We start from the raw sequence: 13515 nt of genomic DNA, 5'->3' as shown, positions 1-13515 counted from the left end.
GTTATTATGTACGCACATAAAAACATTAAGCACGTTAATTTGCAAGTGAGTCGACCCATGCTCTTAACCAACGCAAAAATTGTAACCCTGCGAGACAATCAAGATTACGGATTGATCGAAGAAGGTGCCATTGCCCTGGATGGTGAGAAAATCTCGTGGGTCGGCAATGCTGCGGACGTTCCACCTGCTTACCACTGTGACACGACACTTGATCTCGGTGGGCGGCTTGTCACGCCCGCGTTGATCGACTGTCATACCCATATCGTCTTTGGCGGCAATCGTGCCACGGAATTCGAGCTGCGTTTGAACGGTGCCAGTTACGAAGAAGTCGCCCGTGCTGGCGGTGGAATTGTTTCGACCGTGACGGCTACGCGCATCGCCACCGAACAAGAATTGCTGGCAGACGCCCTCACTCGTGTGGATGCGCTGATCGCCGAAGGTGTCACCCTCATCGAAGTGAAATCCGGTTATGGATTGGACCGCGAGACAGAATTGAAGATGCTCCGCGTCGCCCGCCAGATTGCACAGGTCCGCCCCGTCGACCTGCGCACCAGTTTCCTTGGCGCACATGCGGTGCCGCCCGAATACAAAGACAAGCCAGACGCCTATATCGACGATATCTGCATCCCGACCCTGCGCGCCGCCCATGCCGAAGGCTTGGTCGATGCAGTGGATGGATTTTGCGAGGGGATCGCCTTTGATACCGCTCAAATTGCGCGGGTGTTCGATGTGGCGGTTGAGCTGGATTTGCCGATAAAGCTGCACGCCGAACAACTGTCCAACATCGGCGGCACGCAACTGGCCGCACACTACGGCGCCCTCAGCGCGGATCATGTGGAATATGCCACCGACGCCGATGCGCAAGCTTTGGCGAAATCCGGAACCGTCGCCGTTGTGCTGCCCGGTGCATTCTACACACTGCGCGAGACCCAAAGCCCGCCCATCCAAGCCTTCCGCGACCACGGCGTGCCGATGGCACTGGCCACCGATTGCAATCCCGGTTCCTCGCCGCTGACCTCGCCACTGCTGACGATGAACATGGCCTGTACCTTGTTTCGCATGACTCCGCTTGAGGCTTTGTTGGGCATGACGGTTCACGCCGCGCGCGCCCTTGGTGTCACGGATCGTGGCCGGATCATCGCAGGCGCACGCGCCGATCTGTGCATCTGGGATGCGACACATCCGGCTGAACTTGCCTACCGCATCGGGTTCAACCCGCTTCACAATCGCATCTTTAAGGGATCGCTATGACAATTACACTCACACCCGGTGCGGCGACCTTGGCGCAGTTGCAAGACATCTGGGCCAACAAACACGCCGTGGTCCTGTCCCCCTCCTCACACGCTGGTATCAAAGCCGCGCAGGCCCTTGTCACAAATGCGGCAAATGGCGACGCTGCCGTCTACGGTGTGAACACGGGTTTCGGCAAACTCGCCAGCGTCAAGATCGCCGCGAAGGATGTGGCCACTCTTCAACGCAACCTGATCCTGTCCCATTGCTGCGGCGTGGGTGAGGCGCTGGACGAGGCCACAACACGGCTGATGATGGTGCTGAAACTGCTGTCACTTGGTCGCGGCGCATCCGGCGTGGCCATGACCACGGTCGATATCCTCCAAGACATGCTGGCCAAGGGCGTCACACCGGTGATCCCCGGCCAAGGCTCTGTCGGCGCATCGGGCGATCTGGCCCCCCTCGCCCATATGGCCGCAGCCATGATCGGCGAAGGCGAGGCCGTATTCGGCGGCCTGCGCATGCCCGCCGGTGAAGCACTTGCCAAAGCGGGCCTAACCCCCATCGTTTTGGGCGCAAAAGAGGGCCTCGCCCTGATCAACGGCACCCAATTCTCCACCGCCTGCGCCCTTGTTGGCCTGTGGGGCGCGTGGCGCAACGCGGCGACTTGCGTGCTGACATGCGCGCTGTCGACTGATGCCATCATGGGGTCCACCGCCCCCTTGCAGGACGCGATCCACACCCTGCGCGGCCATGCCGGACAGATCGCCGTGGCGCGTGCGCAGCGCGCCCTCATGGAAGGCTCGCAAATCCGCGAAAGCCATGTGGACGGCGACACCCGCGTGCAAGACCCCTACTGCATCCGCTGCCAACCGCAGGTAACAGGTGCGGCGATGGACCTGCTGCATTTCGCAGGTCGCACACTGGAGATCGAGGCCAATGCCGTCACCGACAACCCGCTGGTGCTGGTGGATGACAACCTGATCGTCTCGGGCGGGAATTTCCATGCCGAACCTGTGGGCTTTGCTGCCGACCAGATCGCCGTCGCGATATCCGAGCTTGGCGCAATCGCACAACGGCGCGTGGCGCTGATGGTCGACCCGACATTGTCGTTCGACCTGCCACCGTTCCTGACCCCTGATCCCGGCCTCAACTCCGGCCTAATGATTGCCGAAGTCACAACCGCCGCCTTGATGAGCGAGAACAAGCACCTCGCCAATCCCTGCACCACCGACAGCACGCCAACGTCCGCCAACCAAGAAGACCATGTGTCCATGGCCGCCCACGCCGCAAGACGCTTGTTGCGGATGAACGCGAACCTGAATGTGATCCTCGGGGTCGAGGCGATGTGCGGCGCGCAAGGCATCGAATTCCGCGCGCCACTGCAGACCAGTGACCCATTGAAAGCCGCGATGGCGACCCTGCGCGCGCAGGTGCCCTCAATTGTCGAGGACCGCTATATGGCGCCGTCCATCGAAGCCGCTGCGACACTGGTCGAAACTGGCGCACTTGCCGCATCCGTGGACCTGCCGGCCTTCGTCAAAGGCCAGGCGGAATGACCCCCGTAAGCGTCACCCAAGGAAGCGGCCCGATCGTCCTCGGGTTGCCCCATACGGGGACATATGTGCCGGAAGGTATCCGCGCGCAGCTCAACGATAATGGCCGCAAGCTGGCGGATACCGACTGGCATATCGACCAGCTCTACGACGGGCTTTTGCCGGATGTGACCACCGTCACCGCCAACTTCCACCGCTATGTCATCGACGCCAACCGCGATCCGCAAGGCGAGAGCCTGTACCCGGGTCAAAACACCACAACGCTGGTTCCGTTAACGGATTTCGACGGGTTGGACATCTGGGACACGCCACCAGATGCAAAAGACATCAACACCCGCCGCGACGCGTTTCACGCGCCCTATCATGCGGCTCTTACCGCCGAGTTGACCCGCGTGCGCGATCTGCATGGGCTGGCGATCCTGTATGACTGCCATTCAATCCGCTCGAACATTCCGTTCCTTTTTGAAGGCACGCTTCCCGATCTCAACATCGGCACCAATTCAGGCGCAACCTGCGCGTCGCAGATCGAACAGGTCGTTCACAAACTTGCCGCGTCTGCTTCCGGCTATACCAGCATTTTGAACGGTCGCTTCAAAGGCGGTTGGACAACCCGCCACTACGGTCGCCCCGCCGAGGGGTGGCACGCAATCCAAATGGAAATCGCACAATCGGCTTACCTGACCGACGAGACCCCACCTTGGACTTATAACACCGAAAAAGCCGCGCGTCTGCGCACCTGCCTGACAGGCATCCTTCACGCCCTGAATGACACCGCACCGGAGATGAACACATGACCAATTCCCGCCACAACCTGCGTGACGTCTACCCGCCAACCGGCTCCGAAATTACCGCCAAAAGCTGGCTCACCGAGGCCCCGATGCGGATGCTGATGAACAACCTGCACCCCGATGTGGCCGAGAACCCGCACGAATTGGTGGTCTATGGCGGCATCGGGCGCGCGGCGCGGACGTGGGAAGATTTTGACGCCATCGTCGCCACCCTGAAAGACCTTGAGGATACACAAACGCTGTTGGTGCAGTCGGGCAAACCCGTCGGCGTGTTCAACACCCACAAAGATGCACCGCGTGTCCTGATCGCCAACTCCAATCTGGTGCCGCATTGGGCGACTTGGGATCACTTCAACGAGCTCGATAAAAAGGGCCTCGCGATGTACGGTCAAATGACGGCTGGCTCGTGGATCTACATCGGGACGCAAGGCATCGTGCAAGGCACCTACGAGACCTTCATGGAAGCGGGTCGCCAGCATTATGACGGCAACCTCAAAGGGCGCTGGATTTTGACAGGTGGCCTTGGCGGAATGGGTGGCGCGCAGCCGCTGGCCGCAGTGATGGCGGGTGCTTGCTGCCTCGCTGTCGAATGTGACGAGACCCGAGCCGACTTCCGTCTGCGCACACGCTACGTCGATGAAAAGACCCACGATCTGGACGAGGCTCTCGCCCTGATCGACAAATGGACCAAGGCAGGTGAGGCCAAATCCGTGGCGCTGATCGGCAATGCGGCGGATGTCTTCCCCGCACTGGTCAAGCGCGGCGTGAAGCCTGATATGGTCACCGACCAGACCTCCGCCCACGACCCTGTCCACGGGTATCTGCCGCAAGGTTGGACCGTCGCGGAATGGCGTCAGAAGCAGGAAAGCGACCCGAAAGCTGTCGAGATAGCCGCCCGTGCCTCGATGAAAACTCAAGTCGCCGCGATGGTCGATTTCTGGAACGCGGGCGTGCCGACGCTGGATTATGGCAACAACATCCGGCAGGTCGCCCTCGAGGAAGGGCTGGAAAACGCCTTCGCCTTCCCCGGCTTCGTGCCCGCCTACATTCGTCCGCTGTTTTGCCGTGGCGTAGGCCCGTTCCGCTGGTGCGCGCTGTCTGGCGACCCCGAGGATATCTACAAAACCGACGCCAAGGTCAAAGAGCTGATCGACGATCCGCACCTGCACAACTGGCTGGACATGGCCCGCGAGCGGATCGAGTTCCAGGGCCTGCCCGCCCGCATCTGCTGGGTTGGTCTGGGTCTGCGTGACAAACTTGGTCTCGCGTTCAACGAGATGGTCCGCACCGGCGAGCTAAGCGCACCAGTTGTAATCGGGCGGGACCATCTGGACAGCGGCTCGGTCGCCTCCCCCAACCGCGAAACGGAGGCCATGAAAGACGGCTCCGACGCCGTGTCGGACTGGCCACTGCTAAACGCAATGCTGAACGTCGCGGGCGGTGCCACATGGGTGTCCCTGCATCACGGCGGTGGCGTTGGCATGGGCTTTTCCCAACATTCCGGCATGGTGATTTGTTGCGACGGCACCGAAGATGCGGACAGACGCATCGCAAATGTCTTGTGGAATGATCCCGCAACAGGTGTCATGCGTCACGCCGATGCTGGCTATGATATCGCGCTGGACTGCGCGCGCGAAAAAGGGCTGAACCTGCCCGGTATCTTGGGGAGATAATCGCATGTTCTTAAAGAATGCTTGGTACGTCGCCGCATGGGATCACGAGATCACCCGCGACTTGCAACAGATCATGGTGCTTGGCGAAAAGGTCTGCGTCTTCCGCTCGGAGGCCGGAGAGCTGGTCGGGCTTGAAGACGCCTGCCCGCACCGCAAACTGCCGCTGTCCAAGGGGCGCATCAAAGGCGACACGGTGGAATGTGGCTATCACGGGCTGACCTTCGATTGCGCAGGTCAATGCGTTTGGGCGCCGGGTGTTGGCCGCATCCCGTCAAATGCCAAAGTCCACGCCTATCCGCTGCACGAAAAATACGGGCTGGTCTGGATATGGATGGGCAATCCCGCCCTCGCCGATCCGACCGACATTTTCGAGATCGAGAACTACGGTGACCCTGCATGGGGCATCAACCGCGGGGCCGCGATGGAGTTGGACTGTAACTACCTGCTGATGTGCGACAACCTGCTGGACCCGACCCATGTCGCTTGGGTCCACCAAAGCAGCTTTGCCGCCGCAGCCACCAAGGACACCCCGCTGCGCATCACCAAAACGGATGACGGCATCATTGTTCACCGCTGGATGATGGACCACGAGCCTGCGCCATTCTACAAGAAGGTCGTGGAATTCGAAGGCAACTGTGACCGCCTTCAGCATTACGAGGTGCGTTACCCGTCGCATGCGTTGATCAAGGCCGTGTTCACCCCTGCGGGCACCGGCGGCCCCGATGGCCCCCTACACGAAAACACATTCATCATGGACAGCTACAACTTCATGACGCCCACCACCGAAGGGCAAACCCGTTATTACTGGTTCCAGTTGCGCAATATCCGCCCTGACGATGAGGAGCTGTCCAAGATGATGTCAGAGGACGTGCAACATGCGTTTGAAGAGGACCGCGATGTGCTGAATGAAGTTCAAAAAGGCATGGCCAACAAGACATCTCCACACATCGACTTGCCAATAGACGGCGGACAGCTTCGGTTCCGGCGGCAACTACAGGCGATGATCAACGAAGAGCAGCAGGTCGACCAGCAGATGGCCGAATAGGCCACACTTGGCCCACCCGATCCACGACGCATCACACCTGAAAAGGCAGCATATCATGACACACCCCCTTCTGACCCAAGACCATATCGACAGCTATGCCCGCGATGGCGTCGTCCTTGTAAAAGGGCTGTTCAAGGATCAGGTTGAACAGCTTCGTGCAGGCGTTGAGCGCAACATGAAGGAGCCCGGCCCCTACGCCGCCGAGAACCTCAAAGAGGGTGAAGGCGGGCGTTTCTTTGACGACTATTGCAACTGGACGCGCATCCCCGAATTTCAGGAGGCGATCAAAGCCTCCCCTGCGGCTGCCGTCGCGGCTGAGTTGATGGGGTCGGAATCCGTCCAGATGTTCCACGATCACGTGCTGGTCAAAGAACCCGGCACCTCCAAACCGACACCATGGCATCAAGACAGCCCCTACTATTTCGTCGATGGGGAGCAAACGGTCAGCTTCTGGTCGCCTCTTGATCCGGTGCGCAACGCCTCGTTGCGCTGTGTGGCTGGATCACATCTTTGGGAAAAGCCCGTCTTGCCGACCCGCTGGCTGGCCGAGACCAGCTTTTACCCCAATGATGACGACTACATGCAGGTGCCGGACCCGGATGCGGAAGGCATGGACATCCGCGAATACGAGATGGAACCGGGCGATGCCGTAGCGTTCAACTACAAAACGCTGCACGGCGCACGCGGCAATGACAGCGGCACGCGCCGCCGCGCGTTTTCCTTGCGCCTGTTGGGGGATGATGCCCGCTATGTCGAACGCCCCGGCCCAACGTCGCCACCCTTCCCGGGCCACGACATGCAAGAAGGCCAGCGTCTGCGCGAGGATTGGTTCCCCATGTTGCTAGACCCAGCAAGCTAACGCGGTTTATTTAGTTACAGCAGAAACCCGCTAGCTCGGGTTTTTGCTCTTGCCGACGTCCACCTTGCTTGCGTTCTGCGAAACGCCGCCGCGCGATATCCAGACCCTACGCTGTCGGGGAAAATCGCAACGACAAGCACGACATCCCACCGTCCAGCTTCGCGGCCTCGCTATTGCCCACCTCGCGCACGTCATACCCGGCTTGCACCAGAAGGTCGCGGGTACGCGCAAATCCTGCGGGCATCACAACCAGATTGTTGAACCGGATGGTGTTGGCGCAGGCCTCTTCCCCGTCGGCCGTGTGGATCACCTTGTAGCCGTCAAAGCAGCCTGACGCGTCCAGCCGTTTGGTCGACAAGATCGTGTCTTCGTCCAGCAAAGAGCAATCCGTCTTGAAGTGCAGCACGTCGGGCGGAGTATCAACAACCCGCACGGTATAGCCCCAGCGGTCAACAAGACGACTGAACTCTGCCACACCCGCATTGTCCGTGCGGGCCGATAGGCCAATCAGGAATTCACGCTCCGTCGTCAGGATGTCACCGCCTTCGATAAATCCATCACCCTCAATGCGCAGCACCTCGCCATATAGCTGATCCAGATGCGGGGCCATCGCTGCGGCCTCTCCAAGGCGTGACGGCGCACCCGGACGCATGATGACCGCACCTTCTTGCAGGCAAAGGGCCGCGTCTTCCACGAACACGGAGTCCGGAAAGTCGTCAAGCGCATCCAGCACCGTGACCTCGGCACCGGTTTCTCGCAAGACAGCAACATAGTCTTGGTGGTGGCATTCAAAAACCTTCAGATCAGGCGCGCCTGTGTCAACGGCCCGCAATCCATCAACGATGCTGCGCGACGGCTTGCGGCAAATTGCATGTGAGAATGTAAAACTTTTCGACGTCATGGTCTGTCCTTCCAATTGGGCGGCGTTACCAGCCGCCAAACCGCGACCACATCATCAGAGGCGCGCCAGATTGCTCCGGCACCACATGATAGTGTTGATGCTGCGCAGCTGTCGCACAGGCGTGGTTTGGCAAAATCCGCAAACGGGTGCCCACGGGAAAATCAGGCGTGTCACCCTCGAAATCGGGATGCCGCGCAATCACGCCGTGCTCTTGATTGGCCTGCAACACGATCAAGCCGGGGATCACCGTTCCCGCCTCGTCACATACGACACCGTACCCTTGATCGACGCGCTGAGCTGCCGTGCCACGGTCCCGCGACATCGCCATCCAGCCCGCATCGCAGATGGTCCAGCCGCGTGTCGTCTGATGCCCGATAACGGTGGTCAGCACACTTAATGCGATATCATCAACCGAGCAGACCTCAATGCCTGCCATGACCAGATCGAAGAACACGTAAACACCGGCGCGCAATTCCGTGACGCCGCTTAGGTCTTTGGCACCATGCGCCGTTGGTGTGGACCCGACACTGACAATGGGGCAAGGCAATCCTGCATCGCGCAAGGCGGTTGCGGCATCCACCACCGCAAGGCGTTCTTGCTCCGCACATTTGGCGTGAGCGGCGCGGCCCACCGCCCCGTAGCTTTCACCCGCGTGGCATAAAACCCCACGCAGGTCTGCCCCGCCCTCATGAAGAATGCGTCCGACCTCGATCAGGGCCGGATCGCTGGATGTTAGCCCGCTGCGATGTCCATCGCTATCGATCTCGATAAGCGCGGGGATGGCAATGCCTGCCGCGCGCGAAGCATCCGCCACAGCCTGCGCTTGCACGGCGTTATCAAGCAGCACGGTCACTCTACACCCTGCGCGGTGCAGGGCTATAACGCGGTTAAGCTTGGGCGTGCTGATACCAACGCCATATAGAATATCTGTAATCCCCGCCTGCGCGAAAACCTCTGCCTCGGCCAGGGTTGAAACCGTGGCGGGCCCGGTCCCATCCGCCAGCACATACCGCGCGGCTTCGACGCATTTGGTCGTTTTCAGATGCGGCCGTAGCGTGACACCCAGATTGGCTGCATGCTGGGATAAATTGTCAATATTTCGCACCATGCGGGTCTCGTCGACCAGTAGGCAGGGCGTGGTAAGGGCTGACAGACGGGGGTCGGGCATGTTCATTACCTTAAACGTTACATCTAGAGTGATAAGGATGGCTCGCGATGGTCAAATGCACAATGGAAAAGACCTCTCAAGAATTGGGTAAGCGGTTGTCGAAGCATTCCAAAAGTTCTGCTCCGGCTGTGTACTGAACAATCAGCCCTTGGAGTTACGAAGCCTTTGTTGCCCAATCCACTAAAACCTCTTAGCCTGATACGTGTGTCAAGAGACCGGGTATGCCCATCGAAACTAGGAAACGGATTCGAACACCATTGTGCTCATTGTTGGGCTGCGAAGTTCCGATTTTGTTGGCAGGAATGGGTGGTGTTGCGCGTTGGGAATTGGCGGCAGCCGTTGCGAACGCGGGGGGGGCCAGCTCTAGGCATGGTGAGCGAAAGTCCAGAGCTGATCGCATCTGAGGTTAAAGCCATGCAAGCGGCAACAGATCGTCCATTCGCGGTTAATCTGATCCCTACAGCAACGGATACGGCCCTTCTTGACGCTCAAATCAACCAGTGTTTTGAGCTAGGGATCACCGCATTTTCGTTCTTTTGGGATGTGCTTCCAGACGTAGTCGCACGGATCAAGAACGAGGGTGCTTTGGTCTTACACCAAGTCGGAACAGCACAGCAGGTCCAACGCGCTGAAGACGCCGGAGCCGATGTCACTATCGCGCAAGGTACTGAAGCCGGTGATCTGGAGGCAATGCCTAACAATGCCGGTCTGATCAGGAATGTGGTTTCAGCTGGCACGCGTATTAAACAGATGGTCACCGAGGCAGTTGCCTGTTTTGACGGCGGTTCTGCATCTTCAAAGAGTGTTGAAACATGACCAGTGATGATACCAAGAAAGCCAAAGACGGTACTTTTTCATCCCCGCCCTGTCTGACGCAGGAGATTAACCCTACCTATTCCGATCCTTTGGTTGTTGATCCCAACAAGGCAATTGATGTAGCGCGCTGGCGCAAAGCCAAACGAGAACAGTTGAGGGCCGCGCGAAAGACTTTGAGCGTTGAAGAACATGCATCGGTTTCCGCGCAATTAGCGGGTCAGCTTGAGAGCGTTCTGCATAGTAGGTTTGAAGGCGCAAAAGGTCAGATCCTCTCGATGTACTGGCCTATTAAGGGCGAACCAGATCTTCGACCTTTGATGATCAAACTGCACGATGCAGGCGTTATCATCGCGCTGCCACTTGTCGAAACCAAGGCCGCTCCCCTGGTCTTTCGACTTTGGACGCCAGAGACAAAAATGGTGCGTGGCGATTGGAACATTCCGGTACCGCCCGCCGACGCGGAACAACTCACACCAGACATATCACTAGCACCCTTGGTGGGTTGGGATAACAAAGGATATCGGCTTGGCTATGGTGGCGGTTATTTTGACAGAACGCTGGCAGCATTGGCCGGATCGCCTCTCAAGATAGGTGTCGGATATACGTCTGCGAAGCTGGCGACCATCTACCCGCAGCCTCATGACATCGCAATGGATCTCATCGTAACCGAGGATGAGATCCTGGCAATAACACCAAGCTCTTAGGAGCATGAGAGCGGGAATGGGCCACAGGCTTTAACATTCAAAAAATTATTACGCTGACGGGTTGGCGAGATAGGCGGCCAAATCTTACGTTGCTGTTTCAAGGCCACGTTCCAATGGCGCAATGAATGAAGTAGCCGATGTTGCTTTCGACGGAGACGGGTGAAAGCTGGACGAACGCAAATCAGTATGTCTGGTCCGCATTTTCGATGCAGTATTCCCTTCTGAGGGATGGCCGTATTCTCGTTATTCCTGATGCGCCTGATCAACTATCCAGTCGGCAAGCAACTTGATTGGACGGCGTCCTGGAGCGCGAGCTGCTATTTTGATGAAATACGCTGTTGTGAGACCGGGATTACCTGGTAACGCCTCCACCAAACGCCCATCCTGCAGATAATCGTCAATCAATGGCTTTCGCCCAAGGATGACGCCTTCCCCTCGACAGGCCGCCTCTATCGAGATCACCAGCCCGTCTACTGAGAAACCGGATTTCACTTCGACTTTCGGGCTTGCGTAAAGCCGCGCCCATCGGTGCCAGTCATTTTCGTAACCCAAGGTGTGGATCAGATCGAGTTCACAAATGCGGTCGGCCGAACGAACTGGCCCTCGACCAGCCAGATAATCAGGCGAACACACCGGAAGGATCTGAACATCCCACAGTTTGCTCATGGCTTCATCGGGTTCTGCATCTCTGGATTGCCGCACAATCTCAAGGTCGTTGCTTTGGCCCCGGTACTTGTCCGGCAGGATATCGGTGGTTCTGAGATGCACCTCGATATTCGGGTGCAGAGCATGAAAATCACGCATTCGCGGGGCCAGCCAGATGGTGGCAATCGACGGCGTACAATGCACCGTCACGATGGTTTTGCCGGTGTCCGGAAAAAGCTGATCGGTGACGCTATCCAGTCGATCCAGCACTTCACGCACCACATGGTAATAGGCCGTGCCGGATTCGCTTAGCGTCAGCGACCGGTTATGGCGCAGAAACAGAGACGCCCCCAGCGCGGTCTCCAGAAGCTTGATCTGCTGACTGACAGCCGCCTGCGTAAGGTTAAGCTCCTGCGCTGCCAGCGAAAAACTCAGGTACCGGGCGGATGCGTCGAAGGCACGCAGATATGTGAGACGAGGGCGACGAGGCATAAACTGGGTTCGCATTAGGTTTTCTAATGCGAGGCTGCAGGAAAGGTCGTTTGACCGCAAGGGGGCATCGGCGCAACCCTTGATCATCAGACAGAAAGACGTGGTGATGCAGTATTTCTCGTACTTGGACGAAAGCGCGCTGGACCGGATTCACGAGGCTTCGCTTGAGATCCTCGAAGACGTCGGCCTTTTGGTACGCAACAAGAAAGCCCGCGACCGATTTGCAGAACATGGTGCAGCCGTGGACGAGACAAACGAGCGGGTGCGCATTCCGGCGGACGTGGTTATGCGCTATCTGGCCCTGGTGCCTCCAACAATCACCCTGCGCGGGCGCGACCCGAAATTCGACGTCACCTTCCCCCGCAAGCTGCCGGTGGTGGCCACGGCCAGTTCGGCCCCTGATATTGTCGACCCGGTCACCGGGCTAACTCGGCGGGCAACGTCACAGGATATCGCGCGACTGGGCCATGTTGTGAACGAACTCGACGGGTTCGACGTGTTTTCCATTTCGGTTTTGGCCGACGATGCACCCGAGGGACATTTCAACCTGTCACGGTTTTACCCGGCGCTGAAGAACTGCTTGAAGCCGGTGCGCACCTCAGTGGTCAGTGTCGACGAAGCCAGACAGATCCTGAAGCTGGGCGAGTTGATAGCCGGATCACCCGAGGCCTTCTGGGAACGGCCTTTCATCAATTTCGGCTATTGCTCGATCGTGACGCCATTGACGATGGATTTCGACAGCACCGAAAACCTGATGTTTTTTGCTGAAAACGGGGTGACGGCCTATGGCACTGTGGCCCCGATCGGCGGGATCAACACCCCATTGTCGCTGCCCGGCATGATGGTGATGGTCAATGCCGAATGGCTTGCCACCATGTGCCTGGCGCAGATGTCGCGCGAACGGACCGAACTGATTTACAATTTCCTGCCGGTGTTTGCCGACCTGCGCGATGGTGCCTACGCGCCGGGGGCGATCGAGGTTGGGATGATGAATTCCATCGTGTGCCAGATGGCGCGGCGCTACAACGTGCCGGCAGGTGGTTATCTTGGGCTAACCAACTCCAAGGTTTCGGACGCTCAGGCCGGATATGAAAAAGGCATGTCACCGCTTCTGGGCGCGCTATCGGGTGTTGATTTCATTGTCATGGGCGGGCTGCTGGATGCGCTTATGTCGCTGGATTTCGGTCAGCTGGCCATCGATAACGAAATTGCGAAGATGGTCAAAGTCGTGCGCGCCGGGGTGGAGTTCAGCGAAGAGGCGCTTGCCATTGATGACATTAAGCGGATCGGCCCCGCAGGCATTTTTGCCGATGCGCCGATGACGCTGGAAAACATGACGACAGCCACCTTCATGCCCGAACTTGCAGACCGGAAACTGCGCGAGACGTGGGAGGAGCAGGGCGCCTCGACTATCCACCAGCGGGCGCTGAACAAATCCATGGCAATCCTGACCAGGCAACCCAACCCGGCGGCTTTGACCCCCGAAGCCGACGCCCGCATCAAGGCCCATTTCCCTGGCATCGTGGCCGGAGACTCTTCCCTGCCCGACGGCTGGGTGCCTGCCGAAACAGGCCCTACTGCCCCTGTTCGCGCCCGGCGGCAAAGCCGACGTCGCAATGCCCCCGGATAATCAGGAAC

General features: G+C 58.7%; 12 protein-coding genes. 9 read left to right on the top strand and 3 right to left on the bottom strand.

Annotated features, from left to right (window positions below):
- Window positions 1-57 precede the first annotated feature (57 nt).
- From hutI to BDE40_RS14955, 6 genes are read left to right on the top strand one after another with little or no spacing between them, the layout of a single operon-like run.
- Window positions 58-1251, top strand: coding sequence for an imidazolonepropionase (gene hutI / locus BDE40_RS14980; RefSeq protein ID WP_134015840.1), 1194 nt, complete (start codon window positions 58-60; stop codon window positions 1249-1251).
- On the top strand, window positions 1248-2789 hold the full coding sequence (gene hutH, locus BDE40_RS14975) for a histidine ammonia-lyase (protein ID WP_134015839.1): 1542 nt from the start codon (window positions 1248-1250) through the stop codon (window positions 2787-2789). Before hutI ends, hutH begins: the two co-directional genes overlap by 4 nt.
- Window positions 2786-3580 carry an N-formylglutamate deformylase gene (gene hutG / locus BDE40_RS14970; protein WP_134015838.1) on the top strand — a complete coding sequence of 265 codons (795 nt, stop codon included), beginning with the start codon at window positions 2786-2788 and terminating at the stop codon, window positions 3578-3580. Before hutH ends, hutG begins: the two co-directional genes overlap by 4 nt.
- Complete coding sequence (gene hutU, locus BDE40_RS14965) at window positions 3577-5247, top strand: urocanate hydratase (protein WP_134015837.1); 1671 nt, start codon at window positions 3577-3579, stop codon at window positions 5245-5247. Before hutG ends, hutU begins: the two co-directional genes overlap by 4 nt.
- Window positions 5248-5251: 4 nt before the next feature.
- Window positions 5252-6292, top strand: coding sequence for an aromatic ring-hydroxylating dioxygenase subunit alpha (locus BDE40_RS14960; RefSeq protein WP_134015835.1), 1041 nt, complete (start codon window positions 5252-5254; stop codon window positions 6290-6292).
- Between the two features lie 55 nt (window positions 6293-6347).
- Window positions 6348-7151: a phytanoyl-CoA dioxygenase family protein gene (locus tag BDE40_RS14955; protein WP_134015833.1), complete on the top strand. Its 804-nt coding sequence runs from the start codon at window positions 6348-6350 to the stop codon at window positions 7149-7151.
- 106 nt (window positions 7152-7257) lie between these two features.
- Here the strand turns inward: BDE40_RS14955 and BDE40_RS14950 are convergent, their stop codons facing one another.
- A complete protein-coding gene (locus BDE40_RS14950; protein WP_134015831.1) occupies window positions 7258-8052 on the bottom strand; it encodes a dimethylarginine dimethylaminohydrolase family protein in 795 nt (264 codons plus the stop codon).
- A 25-nt stretch (window positions 8053-8077) separates the two neighbouring features.
- Window positions 8078-9220 carry an alanine racemase gene (locus BDE40_RS14945; RefSeq protein WP_134015829.1) on the bottom strand — a complete coding sequence of 381 codons (1143 nt, stop codon included), beginning with the start codon at window positions 9218-9220 and terminating at the stop codon, window positions 8078-8080.
- 369 nt (window positions 9221-9589) lie between these two features.
- Here BDE40_RS14945 and BDE40_RS14940 point away from each other — a divergent pair, with 369 nt between their 5' ends.
- Both BDE40_RS14940 and BDE40_RS14935 read left to right on the top strand, forming a co-directional pair.
- Window positions 9590-10036 (top strand): nitronate monooxygenase, encoded by a 447-nt coding sequence (locus BDE40_RS14940; RefSeq protein ID WP_211342440.1) that lies wholly within the window; start codon window positions 9590-9592, stop codon window positions 10034-10036.
- Complete coding sequence (locus BDE40_RS14935) at window positions 10033-10740, top strand: 5-formyltetrahydrofolate cyclo-ligase (RefSeq protein WP_134015827.1); 708 nt, start codon at window positions 10033-10035, stop codon at window positions 10738-10740. Before BDE40_RS14940 ends, BDE40_RS14935 begins: the two co-directional genes overlap by 4 nt.
- Before the next feature lie 243 nt (window positions 10741-10983).
- Here BDE40_RS14935 and BDE40_RS14930 read toward each other — a convergent pair whose 3' ends face one another.
- A complete protein-coding gene (locus BDE40_RS14930; RefSeq protein WP_162848102.1) occupies window positions 10984-11892 on the bottom strand; it encodes a LysR substrate-binding domain-containing protein in 909 nt (302 codons plus the stop codon).
- Between BDE40_RS14930 and BDE40_RS14925 the strand changes: the two genes are divergently transcribed.
- Window positions 11855-13507, top strand: coding sequence for a trimethylamine methyltransferase family protein (locus tag BDE40_RS14925; protein ID WP_425462402.1), 1653 nt, complete (start codon window positions 11855-11857; stop codon window positions 13505-13507). The two genes, BDE40_RS14930 and BDE40_RS14925, sit on opposite strands and share 38 nt — an antisense overlap.
- Window positions 13508-13515: the final 8 nt, after the last annotated feature.

This window comes from Litoreibacter halocynthiae (assembly GCF_004365635.1).
In the GTDB taxonomy this organism is placed as follows: domain Bacteria; phylum Pseudomonadota; class Alphaproteobacteria; order Rhodobacterales; family Rhodobacteraceae; genus Litoreibacter; species Litoreibacter halocynthiae.
Note: the sequence above shows the minus strand (reverse complement) of the source record. Positions and strands in the feature narration are given on the sequence as shown.

Coding starts and splice junctions, on each gene's coding strand:
- hutI (WP_134015840.1), top strand. CDS start 58: ATGCTCTTAACCAACGCAAAAATTGTAACCCTGCGAGACAATCAAGAT.
- BDE40_RS14955 (WP_134015833.1), top strand. CDS start 6,348: ATGACACACCCCCTTCTGACCCAAGACCATATCGACAGCTATGCCCGC.
- BDE40_RS14940 (WP_211342440.1), top strand. CDS start 9,590: ATGGTGAGCGAAAGTCCAGAGCTGATCGCATCTGAGGTTAAAGCCATG.
- BDE40_RS14935 (WP_134015827.1), top strand. CDS start 10,033: ATGACCAGTGATGATACCAAGAAAGCCAAAGACGGTACTTTTTCATCC.
- BDE40_RS14945 (WP_134015829.1), bottom strand. CDS start 9,220: ATGCCCGACCCCCGTCTGTCAGCCCTTACCACGCCCTGCCTACTGGTC.
- hutH (WP_134015839.1), top strand. CDS start 1,248: ATGACAATTACACTCACACCCGGTGCGGCGACCTTGGCGCAGTTGCAA.
- hutG (WP_134015838.1), top strand. CDS start 2,786: ATGACCCCCGTAAGCGTCACCCAAGGAAGCGGCCCGATCGTCCTCGGG.
- BDE40_RS14950 (WP_134015831.1), bottom strand. CDS start 8,052: ATGACGTCGAAAAGTTTTACATTCTCACATGCAATTTGCCGCAAGCCG.
- BDE40_RS14930 (WP_162848102.1), bottom strand. CDS start 11,892: ATGCGAACCCAGTTTATGCCTCGTCGCCCTCGTCTCACATATCTGCGT.
- hutU (WP_134015837.1), top strand. CDS start 3,577: ATGACCAATTCCCGCCACAACCTGCGTGACGTCTACCCGCCAACCGGC.
- BDE40_RS14960 (WP_134015835.1), top strand. CDS start 5,252: ATGTTCTTAAAGAATGCTTGGTACGTCGCCGCATGGGATCACGAGATC.